General features: G+C 71.2%; 25 protein-coding genes. 16 read left to right on the top strand and 9 right to left on the bottom strand.

What is annotated here, in order from left to right; translation table 11 throughout:
* The first annotated feature begins 320 nt into the window (after window positions 1–320).
* Window positions 321–1,076, top strand: coding sequence for a nucleotidyltransferase domain-containing protein (locus V7E45_RS16035; RefSeq protein ID WP_333774838.1), 756 nt, complete (start codon window positions 321–323; stop codon window positions 1,074–1,076).
* 22 nt (window positions 1,077–1,098) lie between these two features.
* Here the strand turns inward: V7E45_RS16035 and V7E45_RS16030 are convergent, their stop codons facing one another.
* The 4 genes from V7E45_RS16030 to V7E45_RS16015 form a co-directional block, all read right to left on the bottom strand.
* Window positions 1,099–2,109, bottom strand: a complete 1,011-nt coding sequence (locus tag V7E45_RS16030) for a COX15/CtaA family protein (protein WP_333774837.1) — start codon at window positions 2,107–2,109, stop codon at window positions 1,099–1,101.
* 96 nt (window positions 2,110–2,205) lie between these two features.
* Window positions 2,206–2,922, bottom strand: a complete 717-nt coding sequence (locus V7E45_RS16025) for an ABC transporter permease (protein WP_333774839.1) — start codon at window positions 2,920–2,922, stop codon at window positions 2,206–2,208.
* Between the two features lie 47 nt (window positions 2,923–2,969).
* Complete coding sequence (locus tag V7E45_RS16020; RefSeq protein ID WP_333774836.1) at window positions 2,970–3,947, bottom strand: ABC transporter ATP-binding protein; 978 nt, start codon at window positions 3,945–3,947, stop codon at window positions 2,970–2,972.
* 31 nt (window positions 3,948–3,978) lie between these two features.
* Window positions 3,979–4,794 carry an aminoglycoside N(3)-acetyltransferase gene (locus tag V7E45_RS16015; protein ID WP_333774835.1) on the bottom strand — a complete coding sequence of 272 codons (816 nt, stop codon included), beginning with the start codon at window positions 4,792–4,794 and terminating at the stop codon, window positions 3,979–3,981.
* Window positions 4,795–4,989: 195 nt separating this feature from the next.
* On the opposite strand from V7E45_RS16015, the gene V7E45_RS16010 reads away from it, so the two are divergent.
* The 8 genes from V7E45_RS16010 to V7E45_RS15975 are packed head-to-tail and all read left to right on the top strand — an operon-like array spanning window position 4,990 to window position 11,554.
* Window positions 4,990–5,742 carry a helix-turn-helix transcriptional regulator gene (locus V7E45_RS16010; protein ID WP_333774834.1) on the top strand — a complete coding sequence of 251 codons (753 nt, stop codon included), beginning with the start codon at window positions 4,990–4,992 and terminating at the stop codon, window positions 5,740–5,742.
* Window positions 5,739–7,160 carry a Fe-S cluster assembly protein SufB gene (sufB, locus tag V7E45_RS16005; protein ID WP_333774833.1) on the top strand — a complete coding sequence of 474 codons (1,422 nt, stop codon included), beginning with the start codon at window positions 5,739–5,741 and terminating at the stop codon, window positions 7,158–7,160. Before V7E45_RS16010 ends, sufB begins: the two co-directional genes overlap by 4 nt.
* Before the next feature lie 54 nt (window positions 7,161–7,214).
* Entirely contained in the window at window positions 7,215–8,399 is a 1,185-nt protein-coding gene (gene sufD / locus V7E45_RS16000) for a Fe-S cluster assembly protein SufD (RefSeq protein WP_333774832.1), read from the top strand.
* Entirely contained in the window at window positions 8,396–8,716 is a 321-nt protein-coding gene (locus V7E45_RS15995) for a bifunctional 3-phenylpropionate/cinnamic acid dioxygenase ferredoxin subunit (RefSeq protein ID WP_010987727.1), read from the top strand. Before sufD ends, V7E45_RS15995 begins: the two co-directional genes overlap by 4 nt.
* A gap of 7 nt (window positions 8,717–8,723) precedes the next feature.
* On the top strand, window positions 8,724–9,488 hold the full coding sequence (gene sufC / locus V7E45_RS15990; protein WP_333774831.1) for a Fe-S cluster assembly ATPase SufC: 765 nt from the start codon (window positions 8,724–8,726) through the stop codon (window positions 9,486–9,488).
* Window positions 9,485–10,741: a cysteine desulfurase gene (locus V7E45_RS15985; RefSeq protein ID WP_333774830.1), complete on the top strand. Its 1,257-nt coding sequence runs from the start codon at window positions 9,485–9,487 to the stop codon at window positions 10,739–10,741. Before sufC ends, V7E45_RS15985 begins: the two co-directional genes overlap by 4 nt.
* A 16-nt stretch (window positions 10,742–10,757) precedes the next feature.
* Window positions 10,758–11,225, top strand: coding sequence for a Fe-S cluster assembly sulfur transfer protein SufU (gene sufU, locus V7E45_RS15980; protein ID WP_333774829.1), 468 nt, complete (start codon window positions 10,758–10,760; stop codon window positions 11,223–11,225).
* Window positions 11,222–11,554, top strand: coding sequence for a metal-sulfur cluster assembly factor (locus tag V7E45_RS15975; RefSeq protein ID WP_037743875.1), 333 nt, complete (start codon window positions 11,222–11,224; stop codon window positions 11,552–11,554). The genes sufU and V7E45_RS15975 overlap by 4 nt, the downstream gene beginning before the upstream one ends.
* Window positions 11,555–11,662: 108 nt before the next feature.
* Here V7E45_RS15975 and V7E45_RS15970 read toward each other — a convergent pair whose 3' ends face one another.
* The gene (locus V7E45_RS15970) at window positions 11,663–12,493 is read right to left on the bottom strand and encodes an AbfB domain-containing protein (RefSeq protein ID WP_333774828.1); all 831 of its coding nucleotides are present in this window, start codon (window positions 12,491–12,493) and stop codon (window positions 11,663–11,665) included.
* A 201-nt stretch (window positions 12,494–12,694) separates the two neighbouring features.
* Here V7E45_RS15970 and V7E45_RS15965 point away from each other — a divergent pair, with 201 nt between their 5' ends.
* From V7E45_RS15965 to dapD, 3 genes are all read left to right on the top strand, one after another.
* Window positions 12,695–13,015, top strand: a complete 321-nt coding sequence (locus V7E45_RS15965) for a DMT family transporter (RefSeq protein ID WP_333774827.1) — start codon at window positions 12,695–12,697, stop codon at window positions 13,013–13,015.
* Complete coding sequence (locus V7E45_RS15960; RefSeq protein ID WP_333774826.1) at window positions 13,015–13,548, top strand: TetR/AcrR family transcriptional regulator; 534 nt, start codon at window positions 13,015–13,017, stop codon at window positions 13,546–13,548. The genes V7E45_RS15965 and V7E45_RS15960 overlap by 1 nt, the downstream gene beginning before the upstream one ends.
* 74 nt (window positions 13,549–13,622) lie before the next feature.
* Window positions 13,623–14,609 (top strand): 2,3,4,5-tetrahydropyridine-2,6-dicarboxylate N-succinyltransferase, encoded by a 987-nt coding sequence (gene dapD / locus V7E45_RS15955; RefSeq protein WP_333774825.1) that lies wholly within the window; start codon window positions 13,623–13,625, stop codon window positions 14,607–14,609.
* A gap of 199 nt (window positions 14,610–14,808) precedes the next feature.
* On the opposite strand, the gene V7E45_RS15950 is transcribed toward dapD, so the two are convergent.
* Window positions 14,809–15,375: a DinB family protein gene (locus tag V7E45_RS15950; protein ID WP_333774824.1), complete on the bottom strand. Its 567-nt coding sequence runs from the start codon at window positions 15,373–15,375 to the stop codon at window positions 14,809–14,811.
* 402 nt (window positions 15,376–15,777) lie between these two features.
* On the opposite strand from V7E45_RS15950, the gene V7E45_RS15945 reads away from it, so the two are divergent.
* Complete coding sequence (locus V7E45_RS15945) at window positions 15,778–15,996, top strand: hypothetical protein (protein WP_333774823.1); 219 nt, start codon at window positions 15,778–15,780, stop codon at window positions 15,994–15,996.
* A 117-nt stretch (window positions 15,997–16,113) separates the two neighbouring features.
* Window positions 16,114–16,338: a hypothetical protein gene (locus tag V7E45_RS15940; RefSeq protein WP_333774822.1), complete on the top strand. Its 225-nt coding sequence runs from the start codon at window positions 16,114–16,116 to the stop codon at window positions 16,336–16,338.
* 69 nt (window positions 16,339–16,407) lie between these two features.
* Here the strand turns inward: V7E45_RS15940 and V7E45_RS15935 are convergent, their stop codons facing one another.
* The 3 genes from V7E45_RS15935 to dapA form a co-directional block, all read right to left on the bottom strand.
* On the bottom strand, window positions 16,408–17,439 hold the full coding sequence (locus V7E45_RS15935) for a sphingomyelin phosphodiesterase (protein WP_333774821.1): 1,032 nt from the start codon (window positions 17,437–17,439) through the stop codon (window positions 16,408–16,410).
* 594 nt (window positions 17,440–18,033) lie between these two features.
* Window positions 18,034–18,270 carry a response regulator transcription factor gene (locus V7E45_RS15930; RefSeq protein WP_333774820.1) on the bottom strand — a complete coding sequence of 79 codons (237 nt, stop codon included), beginning with the start codon at window positions 18,268–18,270 and terminating at the stop codon, window positions 18,034–18,036.
* A 351-nt stretch (window positions 18,271–18,621) separates the two neighbouring features.
* Window positions 18,622–19,518: a 4-hydroxy-tetrahydrodipicolinate synthase gene (dapA, locus tag V7E45_RS15925; protein ID WP_333774819.1), complete on the bottom strand. Its 897-nt coding sequence runs from the start codon at window positions 19,516–19,518 to the stop codon at window positions 18,622–18,624.
* A 157-nt stretch (window positions 19,519–19,675) separates the two neighbouring features.
* On the opposite strand from dapA, the gene V7E45_RS15920 reads away from it, so the two are divergent.
* Together V7E45_RS15920 and V7E45_RS15915 are read left to right on the top strand one after the other, a co-directional pair.
* On the top strand, window positions 19,676–19,828 hold the full coding sequence (locus V7E45_RS15920; protein WP_333774840.1) for a hypothetical protein: 153 nt from the start codon (window positions 19,676–19,678) through the stop codon (window positions 19,826–19,828).
* Entirely contained in the window at window positions 19,825–20,544 is a 720-nt protein-coding gene (locus tag V7E45_RS15915) for a hypothetical protein (RefSeq protein ID WP_333774818.1), read from the top strand. The genes V7E45_RS15920 and V7E45_RS15915 overlap by 4 nt, the downstream gene beginning before the upstream one ends.
* Window positions 20,545–20,583 lie beyond the last annotated feature (39 nt).

Raw genomic sequence — 20,583 nt, 5'->3', positions numbered from 1 at the left:
TCTGCGGACAACGGCCGCCGCGGTACACCCCGCACGAGGGGCATGGCCCGTGCGGGCGAGCGCATCGGGGCCCGGGAACCTGCGGCTCGCGTGGCCTGCGCGGCGGGTCCCTCCCCGGCGGCGGTGGACGGCCGGGCTCAGCGCTCGCGGGCACTCCGGTCGCCGTGGGCGGCGCGGCCCATGGGGGGGCGCGGCCCGCGCGGGCCGGGTCCTGGCGGGAGCAGGACCTCGCCCTTCGAGGGGACCGGGGTTCGCCGCGCTCCGGGGGACGCCGCGCCCCGAGGGTGTACCGCGGCGGCCGTTGTCCGCAGACTGGGGGGATGTCGACCGACGTGCTTCTCGCGCGCTTCCTCCGGGAGCTGGCGCCGCTGGGGGTCCGCGCCGTCTGGGCGCACGGCTCGCTGGCCGGTGGGGACTACCAGGAGGGGCGCAGTGATCTGGACCTGATCGCGGTCCTGCGGGAGCCGCCGGGGCTCGGAACCGTGCGGCGGGTGGTCGCGGCGCACCGGCGGCTGCGGGCCGAGCCGCTCGCCGGCCGGCTGCACTGCAGCTACGTCACCCCGGCCGCCCTCGACGACCCGGAGCGGGCGCACCTCACCTGGGCGCACGGCCGGCCGATGCGCCGCCCTGTCACCCCCGTCACCCGGCGCGAGCTGCACGACTTCGGCCGGGTGCTGTCCGGCGAGGCGCCCGCGGGGCTGCTCCCCGAGGTGCCGGACGCCGAGCTGCGCGGCTTCGTCGTGCGGGACCAGCGCGACTACTGGCGGCCCGCGGTGGACAAGGCCCGGCTGTGGCGGCAGGACGTGTGGGTCGACCTCGGCCTGCTGACCTTCGCCCGTGCCACGGTGACCCTGCGCGAGGGCCGGCTCGTCACCAAGCGGGAGGCGCTCACGGAGCTGCGCCGGCTCGGCGCGCCCGAGGAGGTCGTCGGGGACATCGAGCGGCGGCGGTACCCGGACGCCGCGCCCGGCAGGGACGACGCGCCCGCGGACGAGCACCGCCTGGCCCTGCGGGCCGAGCTGACCCGTGCCTACCTGGGTCCGGCGATCGACGCCCTGGTCGCGACGTACGGCTGACCTCAGGGACGGCTCGGGGCGCTCAGGCGCGGGTGCCGACCGGGACCTCGGCCGAGGGGCCGGGCAGGTCGAGCGCGTCCTCCGGGCGTTCGCGCAGCGACAGCAGCACCCGCAGCACACCGATCCACACCAGGCACGAGCCGAACATGTGCAGACCGACCAGGATCTCGGGCAGGTGCGTGAAGTACTGGACGTAGCCGATGACCCCCTGCGCCAGCAGGATCAGGAACAGCTCGCGGGTGCGGCCGAGAGGGCCCTGGGGAGCGTCGACGGCCTTGAGGACGAACCACAGGGCGAAGGTGAGCGTCACCACGATCCAGGCGAGCACGGCGTGCAGCTTGCTGACCGTCTCCCAGTCGATCGGGATCCGCGCGACCTCCTTGGAGTCGCCCGCGTGCGGCCCGGCCCCGGTCACCACCGTGCCGACCGCGATGAGCAGCGTGGAGGCGGTCACCAGGAACCACACCAGCTGCTGGACGGCCTTGCCGACCAGCGGGCGCGGCGCCCCGTCGCCCTCGCGGGTGCGCTGCCACATCACCGTGGCGACGGCGATCAGCGCCGAGGACAGCAGGAAGTGCGCGGCGACCGTGTACGGGTTCAGGCCCACCAGGACCACGATCCCGCCGAGCACGGCGTTGCCCATGACCACCCAGAACTGCGCCCAGCCCAGCCGGGTCAGCGCGCGCCGCCACGGCTTCTGCGCGCGCGCCGCGACGATGGCCCAGCCGACGGCCGCGCAGAGCACGTAGGTCAGCATGCGGTTGCCGAACTCGACGACCCCGTGGAAGCCCATGGCCCGGGTGGTGGTCAGCGAGTCGTCGGTGCAGGTCGGCCAGGTCGGGCAGCCGAGGCCGGACGCGGTCAGCCGGACGGCTCCGCCGGTGACGACGATGATCACCGACATGACGAGCGCGGCGAGGGCCGCCCGCTGGACGGTCCGGGGGTCCGGGGTCCAGCGGTCGGCGACGAAGGCGAGCGGGTTGCGCACGGCCGCTACGGCGTCGGCGCGGTTCAGCTTGGGCACGCGCACCATGGTAGGCCGCCGCTTGTGCACGCGTTCACGAGGGTCCCGTACCGCTCTCTCCCGCGAGGTCACGCCCGGCCGCTCCCGGTGGAAGAACCCGCCCGGCTACTCCCAGCGGAAGAACTTCCCGGCGGCGGCCAGCCCCACGACCGCCCAGACGGCGAGGACGCCGAGGTCGCCCCAGGGCACGCCGGACCCGTGCTGGAGCACGGCCCGCAGGCCGTCGGAGAGCGCGGAGACGGGCAGCAGGCCGAGCACCTGCTGACCGGCCGTGCCGAACTTCTCCAGCGGCACGATCACCCCGCCGCCGACGAGCAGCAGCAGGAAGACCAGGTTGGCGGCGGCCAGCGTCGCCTCCGCCTTGAGGGTGCCGGCCATCAGCAGGCCGAGGCCGGAGAAGGCGGCGGTGCCGAGGACCAGCAGGAGCAGCACCGTCGCCGGGTTCCCGTGCGGGGACCAGCCGAGCGCGAAGGCGATCACCGTCAGCAGGATCACCTGGAGGACCTCGGTGACCAGCACGGAGGCCGTCTTCGCGGTCATCAGGCCCCAGCGAGGCAGCGGGGAGGCCGCGAGCCGCTTCAGCACGCCGTAGCGGCGCTCGAAGCCGGTCGCGATGGCCTGGCCGGTGAAGGCCGTGGACATCACCGCGAGGGCCAGGATGCCCGGGGCGAGGAAGTCGACCGCCTTGCCGGCGCCGGTGTCGACGATGTCGACGGAGCTGAAGAGGACCAGCAGCAGGGTCGGGATGACGACCGTCAGCAGCAGCTGCTCGCCGTTGCGCAGCAGCATCTTCGTCTCCAGCGCCGTCTGGGCCGCGATCATGCGCGGAAGGGGCGCCGCCCCCGGCTTCGGGGCGTAGGTACCGACAGTCACGACCGCAGCTCCTTGCCGGTCAGTTCCAGGAAAACGTCCTCGAGGGTGTGCCGCTCCACCGAGATCCGGTCCGGCATCACCCCGTGCTGGGCGCACCACGAGGTCACGGTGGCCAGCAGCTGCGGGTCGACCTTGCCGACGACCCGGTAGCCGCCGGGGGTGAGCTCGGCCGCCGTGCAGTCGGCCGGGAGCGCCTTGAGCAGCGAGGCCACGTCGAGTCCGGGGCGGCCGGTGAAGCGCAGCGTGTTCTCGGCTCCGCCCTTGCACAGCTCCTCCGGGGAGCCCTGGGCGATGACCCGGCCGCCGTCGACGATCGCGACGTCGTCGGCGAGCTGCTCGGCCTCGTCCATGTGGTGCGTGGTGAGGATCACGGAGACCCCGTCGGCGCGCAGGTCCCGCACCAGGTCCCAGGTGGCGCGGCGGGCCTGCGGGTCGAGGCCGGCGGTCGGCTCGTCCAGGAACACCAGTTCCGGGCGCCCGACGACGGCCATGGCGAGCGCGAGCCGCTGCTGCTGGCCGCCGGACAGCCGCCGGTAGCTCGTCCGGCCGCACGAGCCGAGGCCCAGGCGCTCGATGAGCGCGTCCACGTCCAGCGGGTGGGCGTGCAGCTTGGCCACGTGGCGCAGCATCTCGTCCGCCCGGGCGCCCGAGTACACGCCGCCGGACTGAAGCATCACGCCGATCCGCGGGCGCAGCTCGGCGGACTCGCGGACCGGGTCGAGGCCCAGGACGCGCACCGTGCCGGAGTCCGGCCTCCGGTACCCCTCGCAGGTCTCGACCGTGGTCGTCTTGCCCGCCCCGTTCGGCCCGAGCACGGCGGTCACTCCGGCCAGGGCCACCAGGTCGAGGCCGGCCACGGCGGTCTTGGTGCCGTACCGCTTCACCAGGCCCCGCACCTCGATGACCGGGTGCGGCGCGAAGCGTCCCCCCGGGGGGTGGTGGTCGGGAGACGGCTGGGCGGGCTCACTTCGCATGGATCCAGAGTCTAGGGAGCCGCCGCGGCCCTCATGCGGGCGGGTGCGGAAGGTACTCCTCACGGGGCCGGTGCAGCGGCAGCCAGCGCTCGGCGTAGGCCACGGCCTCCGCCACCGGGAACAGCCTGGCCTCGGCCGCCCCGACCGTGCCGCGCACGACCGGCCGGTCCCGTTCGAAGTCGTGGCCCAGCTCGTCGAACCGGTCCGAGGTGATCGACACCTCGGTCACCGTCTCCCAGCCGCCGCCCGAGGCCGGCCGGCCGACCACGACCAGTGGGGAGGGGATGCGGTACTCGGCCAGGTGGAAGCTGGTGCAGGCGTCGTAACCCGCGCCGAGCAGCAGGACCCGGGCGCCGAGCCGCTCCAGCCGGGCCAGCGGGCTGCGCTCGCCCAGCCGGCAGTCGGTGGCGTGGCCCGCCACGACGTGCGCCGCGCGGGGGCCGAGCGCGGCGAAGGACGTCTGCGGGTGCGCGCTGCGCAGGGCGCCCGGCCACGTGCGGACGGTCTCCGGGATGACGCCGACCCCGCGCGAGGGCGTGACGAGCGGGTCGTAGCCGGGCATGGTGGCGCGGATCGTGTCCCACCACTCGGCGGGCACCGGCGGGTGCTGCCACACCGCCGGGTCGGACAGGTCGCCCGTCTGGGTGGGCACCACGAGCGTGCCCGACGCGCCGAGGGCGTCGAGGAGTCCGCCGACCACGGCGACGGCGCCCCCGTTGACCCAGCCGAGGGAACTGAGCGAGGAATGCACGAGCAGGGTCTCGCCCGGCTCCACACCCAGCCGCCGCAGCTGTGTGCGGACGGTGTCCCGGGTGACAAGAGGGCCGGTCGCAGGCGGTGTCGGCATGCTTCGGGAGTCTTCCCGAGGAGGCCCCCGGGCGCCACCGAGTTGTCCGGCCGGCCGGGGCGGCAGGGACCGGCCGGCGGCTGGTCAGCCGACGTTTCCGCAGGTCGGATTAGGTATGCCTAAGTGACGTAGGGCACCGCGGGGTGATCCGGACGCCGCTTGTCAGTCTCCGAGGAATTACGCAACAATGGTGTTGTGAAAAACGACGGCGAGGCTCGGGAGACCCCCACGGGGACCCCGCACGAGGAGCTCGCGGCCGGGATGCGGTCGGACCGCTCGACGCGCAACCGGGTCGCGCGGTCGATCCTGGACCACGGCCCCTCCACCGTCGCCGAGCTGGCCGACCGGCTGGGACTCACCCAGGCGGCCGTGCGGCGCCACCTGGACGCCCTGGTCGCCGACGACGTCGTCGAGGCGCGCGAGCAGCGGGTCTACGGCGCGCGCACCCGGGGCCGCCCCGCCAAGGTGTTCGCGCTGACCGACTGCGGCCGCGACGCCTTCGACCAGTCCTACGACGCGCTCGCCGCCGACGCCCTGCGCTGGATCGCCGACCAGGAGGGCGGCGCCGACGCGGTGGCCGCCTTCGCCCGCGCCCGGATCGCCGCCCAGGCGGGCGCGTACCGCGCGGCGGTCGCGAACGCCGGCCCCGAAGAACGCGCCGAAGCGCTGGCCAAGGCCCTGAGTGCGGACGGGTACGCTGCTACGGCGCGCAGCGCACCGGTCGGCGAACAGCTGTGCCAGCACCACTGCCCGGTCGCCCACGTGGCGGAACAGTTCCCGCAGCTGTGCGAGGCGGAGACGGAGATCTTCGCGGAGCTGCTGGGTACCCACGTCCAGCGACTGGCGACCATCGCCCACGGCGACGGCGTGTGCACGACGTTCATCCCCAAGATTTCCAAGACCAGCGACAACGCATCTGCAAGCACGGCCGGGAGGAACCCCGCATGACTCTCCCCACGGAGACTGCCCACCCCGAACTCGAGGGCCTGGGCAACTACGAATACGGCTGGGCCGACTCCGATGTGGCCGGTGCCTCTGCCAGGCGTGGCCTGAACGAGGACGTCGTCCGTGACATCTCGGGCAAGAAGTCCGAGCCGGAGTGGATGACGAAGCTGCGCCTCAAGGGTCTGAAGCTGTTCGAGAAGAAGCCCATGCCGAACTGGGGCTCGGACCTGTCGGGCATCGACTTCGACAACATCAAGTACTTCGTGCGCTCCACGGAGAAGCAGGCGGAGTCCTGGGAGGACCTGCCCGAGGACATCAAGAACACCTACGACAAGCTGGGCATCCCGGAGGCCGAGAAGCAGCGCCTCGTCGCCGGTGTCGCCGCCCAGTACGAGTCGGAGGTCGTCTACCACCAGATCCGCGAGGACCTGGAGGAGCAGGGCGTCATCTTCCTCGACACCGACACCGCCCTGAAGGAGCACCCGGAGCTCTTCAAGGAGTACTTCGGCACCGTCATCCCGGCCGGCGACAACAAGTTCGCCGCGCTGAACACGGCCGTGTGGTCCGGCGGCTCCTTCATCTACGTGCCGAAGGGCGTGCACGTCGAGATCCCGCTCCAGGCCTACTTCCGTATCAACACGGAGAACATGGGCCAGTTCGAGCGGACCCTGATCATCGTCGACGAGGGTGCCTACGTGCACTACGTCGAGGGCTGCACCGCCCCGATCTACAAGTCGGACTCGCTGCACTCCGCGGTCGTCGAGATCATCGTCAAGAAGAACGCCCGCTGCCGTTACACGACCATCCAGAACTGGTCGAACAACGTCTACAACCTGGTCACCAAGCGTGCCGTCGCCTACGAGGGCGCCACCATGGAGTGGATCGACGGCAACATCGGCTCCAAGGTGACGATGAAGTACCCGGCCGTCTACCTGATGGGCGAGCACGCCAAGGGCGAGACGCTCTCCATCGCCTTCGCGGGCGAGGGCCAGCACCAGGACGCCGGCTCCAAGATGGTCCACATGGCGCCGAACACCTCCTCCAACATCGTGTCGAAGTCCGTGGCGCGTGGCGGTGGCCGCACCTCCTACCGCGGTCTCGTCGAGATCGGCGAGGGCGCCGCCGGCTCCAAGTCCAACGTGCTGTGCGACGCGCTGCTGGTCGACACGATCTCCCGCTCCGACACGTACCCCTACGTGGACGTCCGCGAGGACGACGTGTCCATGGGCCACGAGGCGACCGTCTCCAAGGTCTCCGAGGACCAGCTCTTCTACCTGATGAGCCGTGGTCTGAGCGAGTTCGAGGCGATGGCGATGATCGTGCGCGGCTTCGTCGAGCCCATCGCCAAGGAACTGCCCATGGAGTACGCCCTCGAGCTCAACCGGCTGATCGAGCTGCAGATGGAAGGCGCGGTCGGCTAACCCGCCCCGTCGGTCAGCACACGTCTTACTCAGAGAGAGAGCACTACGACAGCCATGGCTGAGGCTCAGAACATCCCGGTGGGCTCCACCACCGCCGGCCAGATCGCGGTGGCCGCGGAGTCGACCGTCGCCACCCGCATGAGCGCGCCCCCGTCCTTCGACGTGGCGGACTTCCCCGTCCCCCACGGCCGTGAGGAGGAGTGGCGGTTCACGCCGCTGGAGCGGCTCCGCGGGCTGCACGACGGCACCGCGGTCGCCACCGGCGACGGCGTCAAGGTGGACGTCCAGGCCCCCGAGGGCGTGACCGTCGAGACCGTCGGCCGCGACGACGCCCGGATCGGCCGCGCGGGCACCCCCGTGGACCGGGTCGCGGCCCAGGCGTACTCGGCGTTCGAGAAGGCCGGCGTGGTCACCGTCCCCAAGGAGACGGTCCTCACCGAGCCGATCCGCATCGCCGTGCACGGCGAGGGCGGGGTCGCCTACGGCCACCAGGTCATCGAGCTGGGAGCCTTCGCCGAGGCCGTCGTCGTCATCGACCACACCGGTGACGCCGTGCTCGCCGCCAACGTCGACTACGTCCTCGGTGACGGCGCCAAGCTGACCGTCGTGTCCGTCCAGGACTGGGACGACAAGGCCGTCCACGTCGGCCAGCACAACGCGCTGGTCGGCCGGGACGCCACCTTCAAGTCCTTCGTGGTCACCTTCGGCGGCGACCTCGTCCGCCTGCACCCGCGTGTCGCCTACGCCGGCCCCGGCGGCGAGGCGGAGCTGTTCGGCCTGTACTTCACCGACTCCGGCCAGCACCAGGAGCACCGCCTCCTCGTCGACCACAACACCCCGCACTGCAAGTCCAACGTCGCCTACAAGGGCGCGCTCCAGGGCGACGACGCGCACGCGGTGTGGATCGGCGACGTGCTCATCGAGGCCAAGGCCGAGGGCACGGACACCTACGAGATGAACCGCAACCTCGTCCTCACGGACGGCGCGCGGGTCGACTCGGTGCCGAACCTGGAGATCGAGACCGGCGAGATCGTCGGCGCCGGGCACGCCTCCGCGACCGGCCGCTTCGACGACGAGCAGCTCTTCTACCTGATGGCCCGCGGCATCCCGGAGCTCGAGGCCCGCCGCCTGGTGGTCCGCGGCTTCTTCGCCGAGCTGGTCCAGCAGATCGGTGTCACCGACATCGAGGAGCGCCTGCTCGCCAAGATCGAGGAGGAGCTGGAGGCTTCGGTCGCATGACGACCTTCGTACGCGCCTGTGGGCTGAGCGAGCTGGAGGAGGACACCCCGAAGCGGGTGGAACTCGACGGCACGCCGGTCTCGGTCGTGAAGACCGAGGGCGAGGTGTTCGCCATCAACGACATCTGCTCCCACGCGAACGTCTCGCTCTCCGAGGGCGAGGTGGAGGACTGCCAGATCGAGTGCTGGCTGCACGGCTCCGCCTTCGACCTGCGTACCGGCAAGCCGTCCGGCCTCCCGGCCACACGTCCCGTCCCCGTATACCCCGTAAAGATCGAAGGGGACGACGTGCTCGTCTCCCTCACCCAGGAGTCCTGAGGCACCCATGGCAACGCTTGAAATCCGAGACCTGCACGTCACCGTCGAGGCCGACAACGCCACGAAGGAGATCCTCAAGGGCGTCGACCTCACCGTGAAGCAGGGCGAGACGCACGCCATCATGGGCCCCAACGGCTCCGGCAAGTCGACCCTCGCCTACTCGCTCGCGGGTCACCCGAAGTACACGATCACCGGGGGCACCGTCACCCTCGACGGCGAGGACGTCCTGGAGATGTCCGTCGACGAGCGCGCCCGCGCGGGCCTGTTCCTGGCGATGCAGTACCCGGTCGAGGTCCCCGGCGTCTCGGTCTCCAACTTCCTGCGCACCTCCGCCACCGCCATCCGCGGCGAGGCCCCCAAGCTGCGCACCTGGGTGAAGGAGGTCAAGGAGACCATGGAGCGTCTCAACATGGACCCGTCCTTCGCCGAGCGCAACGTCAACGAGGGCTTCTCCGGCGGTGAGAAGAAGCGCCACGAGATCCTCCAGCTCGAACTGCTCAAGCCGAAGGTCGCGATCCTCGACGAGACCGACTCCGGCCTGGACGTCGACGCGCTCCGCATCGTCTCCGAGGGTGTCAACCGCGTCCGCGAGACCGGCGAGGTCGGCACCCTGCTGATCACGCACTACACGCGCATCCTGCGCTACATCAAGCCCGATTACGTCCACGTGTTCGCCGGCGGCCGCATCGTCGAGTCCGGCGGCCCGGAGCTCGCGGACAAGCTGGAGAACGAGGGCTACGAGGCATACGTGAAGGGTGGCGCATCCGCGTGACACAGCTGCCGGGCCTCCTCGACACCGAGGCGATCCGCAAGGACTTCCCCATCCTGGACCGAGTCGTCCACGACGGCAGGAAGCTCGTGTACCTGGACAACGCGGCGACCTCGCAGAAGCCGCGCCAGGTGCTGGACGCCCTGAGCGAGTACTACGAGCGCTACAACGCCAACGTCCACCGCGGCGTGCACGTCCTCGCCGAGGAGGCCACGGCGCTCTACGAGGGCGCGCGTGACAAGGTCGCGGAGTTCATCAACGCGCCCAGCCGCGACGAGGTGATCTTCACCAAGAACGCCTCCGAGTCGCTGAACCTCGTGGCGAACATGCTGGGCTGGGCCGACGAGCCCTACCGGGTGGACCACGAGACCGAGATCGTCATCACCGAGATGGAGCACCACTCCAACATCGTGCCGTGGCAGCTGCTCGCGCAGCGCACCGGCGCGAAGCTGAAGTGGTTCGGGCTGGACGACGAGGGCCGGCTCGACCTGTCCAACATCGACGAGGTCATCACGGAGAAGACGAAGATCGTCTCCTTCGTGCTGGTGTCGAACATCCTGGGCACGATCAACCCGGTCGAGGCGATAGTGCGCCGCGCCCAGGAGGTCGGCGCTCTGGTCTGCATCGACGCCTCCCAGGCCGCCCCGCACATGCCGCTGGACGTGCAGGCGCTCCAGGCCGACTTCGTGGCCTTCACCGGCCACAAGATGTGCGGCCCGACCGGCATCGGCGTCCTGTGGGGCCGCCAGGAGCTGCTGGAGGACCTGCCCCCGTTCCTCGGCGGCGGCGAGATGATCGAGACCGTCTCGATGCACTCCTCCACGTACGCCCCGGCGCCGCACAAGTTCGAGGCGGGCACGCCCCCGATCGCGCAGGCGGTCGGCCTGGGTGCCGCGATCGACTACCTGAACTCGATCGGCATGGACAAGATCCTCGCCCACGAGCACGCGCTCACCGAGTACGCGGTACGCAGGCTGGGCGAGGTCCAGGGCCTGAGGATCATCGGCCCGACCACGGCCGAGGACCGCGGGGCCGCGATCTCCTTCACGCTGGGCGACATCCACCCGCACGACGTGGGCCAGGTCCTCGACGAGCAGGGCATCGCGGTACGCGTCGGCCACCACTGCGCGCGGCCCGTCTGCCTGCGCTACGGAATTCCCGCGACCACGCGAGCGTCGTTCTATCTGTACTCCACGCCTGCCGAGATCGACGCACTGGTCGAGGGGCTGGAGCACGTACGGAACTTCTTCGGCTGAGAGGCGTGTCGACACCGTGAAGCTGGACTCGATGTACCAGGAAGTCATCCTGGACCACTACAAGCACCCGCACGGGCGTGGTCTCCGGGACGGCGACGCCGAGGTGCACCACGTGAACCCGACGTGCGGCGACGAGATCACCCTCCGAGTGAAGTACGACGGCACGACGATCGAGGACGTCTCCTACGAGGGCCAGGGCTGCTCCATCAGCCAGGCATCGGCCTCCGTGCTGAACGAGCTGCTGGTCGGCAAGGACCTGTCCGACGCGCAGAAGATCCAGGAGACCTTCCTGGAGCTGATGCAGTCCAAGGGCAGGATCGAGCCGGACGACGCCATGGAGGAAGTGCTGGAGGACGCGGTCGCGTTCGCCGGCGTCTCCAAGTACCCCGCGCGGGTCAAGTGCGCCCTCCTGAGCTGGATGGCGTGGAAGGACGCGACGGCCCAGGCGCTGAGTGGCGCCGAAGCCGAAAGGAAGACCGCATGAGCGAGACCGTTGAGATGAAGCCGGCCTCGGAGGAAGAACTCCGCGAGGCGCTGTACGACGTCGTCGACCCCGAGCTGGGCATCGACGTCGTCAACCTCGGCCTGATCTACGGCATCCACATCGACGACGCGAACATCGCGACGATCGACATGACCCTGACCTCGGCGGCCTGCCCGCTGACGGACGTGATCGAGGACCAGGCCAAGTCCGCCACGGACGGCCTCGTCAACGAGCTGCGCATCAACTGGGTCTGGATGCCCCCGTGGGGCCCCGACAAGATCACCGACGATGGCCGGGAGCAGCTCCGGGCGCTCGGGTTCAACGTCTGAGCGACATGTCGCGCGCACATCCCGTGCGAGAGCTCGCGCCGGAAGCGGGGGGGCCCCCCCCGGGGGCCGCCCCCCCCCCCCGCCCGCCCCCCCCCCGCTTCCGCGTGCTCAGGCCAGCCCGGCCACCAGCAGGAACGCCGAGTCCGCCCGGTAGAGGTCGGTGTTCTGGTAGGGGTCCAGCTTCAGCTGGAAGTCCTGGTGGCGCAGATAGCGGCCGGGGTAGTTGACCGACTCCAGCATGACGGCGCCGGCGAACGGGGACGTGCGCGGGCAGAAGGTGGCGTCCTGCTCGAACAGCCGGGAGCCGTCGTCGTGTTCGGCGCGCAGCAGGAAGTCCCGGTGCCTGAGGTAGCCGCCGTCGGCCGTGGCGAAGGAGTAACAGCCCGCCTCGGCCAGCCCCTTGACCACCTTGAAGGTGGCGTCGCGGCGCGCGGCGGCGGAGCCGGCCGGGTCGAGCCGTACCAGGCCGTCGCTGACGTGCCAGTAGCGGTCGGGATGGTTGAGGGAGCGGACCGACCGCAGGCCGGAGGACGGCTTCGGCGAACCGCCGTGCGCTTTCGGTGACTTGCTCGGTCCGCCCGCGGGACGTTCCGGGTGCCCGGACGTACGGCCGGCGGCGGACGGCGTGGTCCCGGACGGTGCGGCCCCGGTCCGGTCAGGCGCCGCCTCGGAGGGAGCGGTCGCCCCCGGCGAGGGGGAGGCGAAGGACAGCAGGCCGGGTCCGCTGTCCGTGGGTGCTCCGGGGGACGCGGGGGAGGCGGTCCTCCCGCTCGCCGCCCCGTCGTTCACGGCTATGGCGGTCGCACCGGCCGCGATCGTGGCCAGGGCCAGCGCCCCGGCCAGCCAGAGTCTTCGGGTGCCCGGGGTGCGGGAGGCGTCCGGGTCCCAGCCGCGCTCCCACGGCTGCTGGTGGTCAGGGCGGGAGGTGTCGTCGGGCATGCGTGGTTCTCCACCGCCGCCCGGCAGCACGGCCGGGGGCGTGAGGGTGAGGTGAGTGATGTGTGAAGCCGAAGTGGTGCCGAGTGCCGCACATTAGTGGAGCCGGGCGGCCGCCGTACGGCGTTTCGGCAAGCGATTGCCGCACAACTGAGACCGCATCATCTGTACGCCCGTACACATTCCTTGCGTACGCTCGTACACATGGGATACCTGTGGCTCGCCGGGGCCATTTCCGCCGAGGTCGCCGCCACGACGGCGATGAAGTACAGCGAGGGGTTCAGCAGGCTGGGGCCCTCGCTCGTGACGGCCGTGGGTTACGTCGTCTCGTTCGCGCTGCTCGCCCGGACGCTGAGGACGGTGTCGATCGGCACGGCGTACGCGATCTGGTCCGGGGTCGGTACGGCGACCATCGCCGTCCTCGGCCTCCTGCTGTTCGGGGAGGGGATGAGCGCGGCCAAGGCCGCCGGCATCGTGCTGATAGTCGGGGGCGTGGTGGTGCTGAACCTGGGCGGCGCCCACTGATGGCCCGCAGGCACGATCCGGAGCGGCGGCAGCGGATCATCGACGCGGCGATCCGGGTGGTGGGACGCAGGGGCATCGCCGGACTCAGCCACCGCTCGGTCGCCGCCGAGGCGGACGTCCCGCTCGGCTCCACCACGTACCACTTCGCCACCCTGGAGGAGCTGATGGTGGCGGCGCTGCGGCAGACGAACGAGGGGTTCGCCCGGGTGCTGGCCGAGCGGCTGCCCGAGGACGGCCGGGGCGACCTCGCGACGCAGCTCGCCCGGGCGCTGGGGGAGTGGCTGGGCGGCGAGCGGACCGGCGTGGAACTGGAGTACGAGCTGTATCTGGCCGCGCTGCGGCGGCCCGCGCTGCGCCCGGTCGCGGCCGAGTGGACCGAAGGGGCCGCGGCGGGACTGGCCCGCCGCACGGACGCGGTCACGGCGCGGGCCCTGCTCGCGCTGATGGACGGGATCTGCCTCCAGGTGCTGCTGACCGGCGGTTCGTACGACGAGGAGTACGCGCGCGCCGTGCTGGCTCGGGTGATCCCCTGAAGCCGCGCCCGGCACTTGAGACGCCCCCCGCGCGGGTTCGCCCGTGCAGGCCCCCTCACGTTAGGTTTTCCCCCATGACCGACACTGCTTCCCGCACCACCGGCGCCGTCGCCGCCGGCCTCGCCACCCTCGCCTCCGACGGCACCGTTCTCGACACCTGGTTCCCGGCCCCCGAGCTGGTCGCCGAGCCCGGCCCCGCCGGCACCGAGCGGCTCACCGCCGAGCAGGCCGCCGAGCTGCTCGGCGGCGGCGCGACCGCGGCGACCGGCCCGGACGCCCGCCGGGGCGTCGAGGTGGTCGCGGTCCGCACGGTCATCGCCTCGCTCGACGACAAGCCGATCGACGCGCACGACGTGTACCTGCGCCTGCACCTGCTGTCGCACCGCCTGGTCAAGCCGCACGGCCAGAGCCTCGACGGCATCTTCGGCCACCTCGCCAACGTCGCCTGGACCTCGCTGGGCCCGGTCGCCGTGGACGACATCGAGAAGGTGCGGCTGAACGCCCGCGCCGAGGGCCTGCACCTCCAGGTCACCTCGATCGACAAGTTCCCGCGCATGACGGACTACGTCGCCCCCAAGGGCGTGCGGATCGCCGACGCCGACCGGGTCCGCCTCGGCGCCCACCTCGCCGAGGGCACCACGGTCATGCACGAGGGCTTCGTCAACTTCAACGCCGGCACGCTGGGCACCTCCATGGTCGAGGGCCGCATCTCCGCGGGCGTCGTGGTCGGCAACGGCTCCGACATCGGCGGCGGCGCCTCCACCATGGGCACGCTGTCCGGCGGCGGCAACGTGATCATCTCGATCGGCGAGCGCTGCCTGATCGGCGCAGAGGCGGGCGTCGGCATCGCGCTCGGCGACGAGTGCGTCATCGAGGCGGGCCTGTACATCACCGCGGGCACCCGCGTCACCATGCCCGACGGCCAGATCGTCAAGGCCCGCGACCTCAACGGCGCCTCCAACATCCTCTTCCGCCGCAACTCGGTCACGGGCGTGGTGGAGGCCCGCCCGAACAACGCGGTGTGGGGCGGGCTGAACGACATCCTGCACAGCCACAACTGATCACCGGCGGCCGTGGCCTGCGGCCGCCTTGTCGATCAACGTCCTGAACTGCTGCTGAGCTGTCGGCGGCTGTCGACGTCGGTCGTCGTCGAGCGCCCTTCCACGGCCCCAGGACGGCCCGGAAGGGCGCTCGTGCGTGAGCACCGCATCAGGAGTTCGATCCGGCGGCTCTTCTCGACAGGCCCTGCCGCGCCGCTGGCTAACCCATGGTCTTGGCGCCGTCCAGGGACTCGCGGATGACGTCGGCGTGGCCGGCGTGCTGGGCGGTCTCGGCGATGATGTGCAGCAGCACCCGGCGGGCCGACCATCGCGCGCCCGACTCGGACCACGGGGCCTTCGGTAGTGGCTGTGTGGCGTCCAGGTCGGGCAGGGTGACGACCAGTTCGTCGGTCTGACGGGCTACCTCGGCGTAGTCGGCGAGCACACCGGTCAGTGTCTCGCCGGGCAGCATCTGGAACTCGTCGGCCCGCCGGGCCCAGTCGGCCTCGGTCATTGCGGTGAAGTCGGGCATCGCCGACGGGCCGTCCAAGATGAACTGCACCCAGGTTCGCTCGACCGCGGCGACATGTTTGATCAGGCCGCCGAGGCACAACTGGCTGGCGGTGGTCCGGCGCCCGGCCTGCTCGTCGGTGAGGTCGCGGGTGGTGAATCGCAGGAAGTGCCGATGCTTGGCCAGCGCCTCCAGCACGTCGGCGCGCTCGCCGGTGGCCGGCTCATGGGCAGGGTCGTGGGTGGCCAGCTCGTTGACAGTCACGGTCTCGCTCATGGTCGCTGCCTTCCGTGGTCCTTGTTCCGCCGGGCAAGGAGGACGCTAGAGGCAATAGAGGTCAGATTCTGACCTAAACGACGGGCGAGGTGAGGTTTCCATGATTCATTCCACGCTCGCTCTCCAGGCGCCTTTTCAGAACCCTCTTGCTCGTTCATTGATGTGTCCCCGTACGGATTGACGGCAGTGAGCCTCCCCGGTGTTCCAAGGGGCTGGAGCGAACCGAGCGCATCGGCCAGCGCGGCGCCGTGCCGGTAGGAGCTCCGCAGGTGGCGGGGATGCAGGTCGGTGGTCGGGTGGCTGCTCGTCGCCGGCGTCCGAGTTGGCAGCCCATGGGCTCTGGGTGAGGGGTGATGGTGTCTTCGATGGACGCAAAAATCGAACACGTGATTGAATTTGGTCATGCGATCGTTCCCCGCCGATCTCGCCCGGGCACAGCAGGAGTGGAGTGCCACCTACCAGCAGCTCGCCGACCAGCCCGGCCGCACCAAGCTGCGCCGACGCCTGTATCGGCTGTCGGTTCAGGTGTTCTTCCACCCCTACTGGCAGCAGCAACGGCCGAGCCCTGTGGCGTGGCAGGAGCTGCGCATCCTGGGACTTTCGGACCGGGACTCGACGTGATCGGCCCGCTCGACCTCCGTGGGGCTTCACCGCGACCCCTGCCACCGACCAGAGACTGGGAGCCCCCGAATGACGCGCTCGCATGCGGGGCCGTGCGCCGGGGATGATCCTGAAGGCATGGCCGGCCCCATTCGCGTGGTCGTCCACCCGCCGTCGCCTACGGGTGGACGTCGCGTGCGCGTGGACGGCGAAATCCTCGGCCTGGCCCACAACATCGGCGACCTGGTCGAGTTCCTCCGCCGGGCCGGCCTGGAGCTCGACGCTGTCGAGGTCGCGGCGGCGTCGTGGATCGACTGGCGCGGAGTGGGACCGGATCGCTGGGGCCCAGAGGCAAGCAGCTGACGCCTGCGCCCCGGTAACAGCACTTCGGCTCTGTCTCGGTAGGGCCGGACCGGGACCGCGGCGCGCAGGTCAGCCGAGCTGGAACGTCGCCTCGACCGGGTAGTGGTCGCTGGGGGCGTTGGTGTCGGTCTGACCTGCGGTCCAGCCGGACTGGGGGTCGAAGTCGACCTTGACGGGGGACATCGCCGACGGCACGGGACGGCCCGGCGCGTTCAGGTAGCCGATGTAGTCGAGGTCGTCCCGGTAGTCCTTGGGGAAGGACTCGACGCCGGACATGTACTGGCACCAGGCGGAGACGGGGCAGTCCATGGTCCTGAGGGGCTGACCGGGGTCGGTGGCCGGGGTGCCGAGCACACCGCCGACCGCGTTCTGGGCGTTGGCCCAGTCGCCGCGGGACCGGCCGCCGTAGTACTCCACGTTCAGGTCTCCGCCGATCAGCACCGGCGCGCCGGAGCCGGCGATGCCGTCCACCCAGCTGCGGATCTCACCGAGCTGGGCGAGGCGGGTGGCCTGCGTGGTGTCGGTGGAGGTGTCGGACTCGTCGGCCTGCAGATGGGTGCCGACCACCCAGCTCTTGACCCCGCCCTTGTCGATCTGCACCAGCGCCGCGCCCTTGTTGGCGTGGTAGTCCCAGGTGCCGTAGGTGGAGTTGTTGAAGACGTGGGCGTACTGGGCGGTGATCGGGTACTTCGACAGAATCAGCGTGCCGCCGTTGATGACGAACAACGAGTTGGAGCAGTCGCCGCTGATGCCCGTCCAGCCGCCGCCGGAGCAGGTCTGGCCGACCACCGGGGTGTGGTACGGGTAGAGGTCGGCCAGCTTGGCAGTGATGTCGGCGGTCGAGCTGTTGTTGAAGTCCTCGTCCAGCACCACGACGTCCGCGCCGTGCTTGCGGATGACCGACTCGATGGTGGGGGTGCGCTGGGCCGCCTTCTCGTTCTGGGTGCTGTCGACGATCGGGGTGGCGAGGTCGACGTTCCAGGCGAACACCGACAGGCCGGTGCCGGTGGTCGCGGCGGCGGTGGGGGCCGAGTAGCCGCCGAGGCCGAGCAGCGCGGCCGCCGCGGAGGTGAGGGCGGCAGCAGTTCGACGCGAGACCATGCGCTCTCCTGGTGGGGAAGTGGGGCGGTCCCCGTGCCGCTATCGGGACGGGGCGCGTACATGACAGCCAACCCTAGGTATGTCGCGCTACCTCCGAGGGAACATCGGCCGATCGGTCCGTGGAGAAAAGGTGTATGGACAAGTTCGGTCCGCGTCCGTGCACGGACCGGATCGCGCGAAGCCGCTGTTTCCAGGGCGCGCGGGCCACGGAGCACCGGCGCCCGCGATCAGCGGACGCCCCGCCGAGTCGACATCCGCCGCGGCATCCCGTCGACCGCGAGCGCCCCGCCGCGCCGTTGGCCGGGACTCCGGGAACCAGCTGTGTGGCCCTGGTCGTGGAGCCGATTGGCGGCTATTACGTAGGCGCCGGTGAGGCGAGCGTTGTGGTGTCCGGTCGGTGGGGTGGACGGTGTTCAGGGCGGTTTGGACTGCGGTGGATGGTCACGGTGGTGCCGGTGGCCCCGAAGCAGGTCCAGGGGGTGGATCAGCCCCCTGACCTGCATCGGACCTGGAACAGTCACACAACAGCATGAGGGCGGCCGTCCCCGCGGCCGCCCTCACGATCTTTCGCCCCCCTCATCGCCGGAGGCGGTCTCACAGCCCCAGGGAGATCGCCAGGCGGGTCAGCTCAGCCGTGGTGGTGATGTCGAGCTTGGCCCGGATGCGGCGCAGGTAGGCGTCGACCGTGTGCTTGGAGAGGCCCATGTGCCGGGCGGTCTGCAGGTAGGTGCGGCCGGCGGCGATGTGCCGGAGGGTCTCACGCTCGCGCGGGGCCAGCTCGGGGGCGGGGGCTTCGGCGGTCTGCGGGGTGAGGGTGAGGGTGAGGCTCATGGAGGTGTCCTTCGGCGGTCGACTCGGTCGTCGCTGCTCGCGTCCTCGGAAGCAGTGGGCGAGTGCCTGGATGCCTGGATGCCTGGGTGGTTGATTAGTGGCATTTAGTGCTGTTCGCCCTCTTTATTCGATTTTGATGTGGGGAGGTCATGGCGCTGTCCGCCGACTGTCACAGGCGTGTCACGAGGCCGGTGACGGCGTCCGACAAGGCGGCACGGCCCGGCAGCGGGCCTGCGTGAGCGCGCGGCTTTCCATGGCGGGGCCAGGGCGCGCCCGCCGCCCGCCGCCGTCGTTCACCCTCGGCCCGTCGGCAGTCCGCGTTCACGCCCCCCGCCCGCCGGCCGCCGCCGTTCACGAGCCCCCGACCAGCTCCTCGTACCGCGTCCGCAGTCCTTCGGTGGCCTTCCGGTCGGCGGGCAGCAGGGGTGCGCGTACGGGGCCCGCGGGCAGGCCGAGTGTGCCGAGGAGTGCCTTGGTCGTGACCGTGCCGGGCAGGTCCGCGCCCGTCATCGCCTCGATCAGCGGTGTGAGGCGTGACTGCAGTGCGGCCGCGCGGGCGGTGTCCGCCGCGTCGAAGGCGTCGAGGACGGCGGCGACGTGGCCGGGCACGGCGTTGGCGACCGTGCTCACGCAGCCGGCCGCGCCCACCGCGTACAGCGCGAGCACGTGCTCGTCGCAGCCCGCGTAGTACGCCAACTCCGTTTCGGCCATCACCTTCTGAATGCCGAGGAAGTCGTAGGAGCAGTCCTTGACGGCCACGATCCCCGGGTGCCCGGCCAGGCGGATCATCGTCTCCGGCTCGATCCGGGTGCCGGTGCGGCCCGGGATGTCGTAGAGCATCACCGGCACGTCGCTCGCGTCGGCGACCTCGCGGAAGTGCGCGGCCACCGCCTCCTGCGGCGGCCTGCTGTAGTACGGGGTCACCACCAGCACCCCGTCCGCGCCCGCCTTCCCGGCCGCCAGCGCCAGTTCGGCCGTGTGCCGGGTGTCCGCGCTGCCCACGCCCGCCACCAGCGTGACCCGCTCGCCGACCGCCTCCCGCACGGCCCTGATCAGGTCCGTCTTCTCCGCGTCGGTGGTGGTCGGCGACTCGCCCGTGGTGCCGCTGAGCACCAGGCCGTCGCAGCCCTCCGCCACCAGACGTGCGGCGAGCCGGCCGGACCCGTCCAGGTCGAGGGCGCCCGCCCCGGTGAACGGTGTGATCATCGCGCAGAGCGTGCGGCCGAAGGGCTTGCGTCGGTTCGTCATACGGGTAGTCTCGGCGCGATCTTTGTGAAGCTCCACTTAAATCTTCTACCGGGTATCGTGTAGTTTTGCTGATCTGTCGTGTGGGTGGCCGAAGGCCCTGTGTCCAACTCGGCCCTTCATGGGTCACTATGGGCACGGAGGGTCGTCTACGTCGGTCATGGGAGGCACCATGAAGCTCGGCAAGGCACTGGCCACCGGGGTCGCCGAGGAGCGGCCACCCGTCCACGAGGAGGAGCAGCCGCTCCCCGAGGAGATCACCCGCACCGCACCGGCCGAACCGGCCCGCGAAGAGGTACCGGCGGCCCGATGAGGCTGCGGCTCCCGGTGGAAAGCCCCACGGAGCCGCCGACCGGGTACAAGATCGCCCACCCGGTGCTGTCCCAGGACGGCACCCGGGCCGGGTTCACCGGCGTGTCCCTGGGCGGCGCGCTGCCGTACGGCGTCCTCGCCGACGCCTCCTGCGTCTACGGGCGCCGACACCGGTCACCCGCGCGCCGGTGCGACTGCGGCTTCCACTGCGTGCACGAGCGTGCGGCCGCCGAGGCCCTGCGGTGCACGGCGGAGCACCGGGACACCGTTCTGCTCGAAGTCTGCGTGCTCGGCGCCTACATCCGCTTCGAGCGCGGCTTCCGTTACGCCCGGCAGCGGGTGCGCACGGCGACCGCGGGGCCGTGCGGCTGCGGGGCCGGCGCCGTCGCGTTGGCCGACGCGGGCTGGGGCAGACCCGGCTGGTGGGCCCTCGCCCCAGCGTGCGCGGGCTGTGTCCGTGGGCGTACGTCCGTCTCGCTGGCCGGTTTCGCCCGGCTCGCCGGTGGCGGCCTGCGGGTCGTCGCGGGTGGCGCGGCCCGAGCCGCTGCCGCGGCCGGAGCGGCGGCTGGGATGGCGGCCGAGTTGACGGCCGGCGAGAAGCTGGGGCTTCCGGAACTCACCGCCGAGGCAGCTCTGTTGCAGGCCAGGCTCGACTGGTTCCAGACCCAACTCACCCACTTCGGCGAAGCCGGGGCCGGGGGGCCGGAACAGGGCTAACGACCCGCGGCCGGGGTACCCGGATGTTCCGTACAGAGA

Source organism: Streptomyces sp. IBSBF 3136 (assembly GCF_036815105.1).
GTDB lineage: Bacteria > Actinomycetota > Actinomycetes > Streptomycetales > Streptomycetaceae > Streptomyces.
The sequence above is the reverse complement of the archived record's forward strand: the minus strand, read 5'-3'. Positions and strand labels throughout refer to the sequence as shown.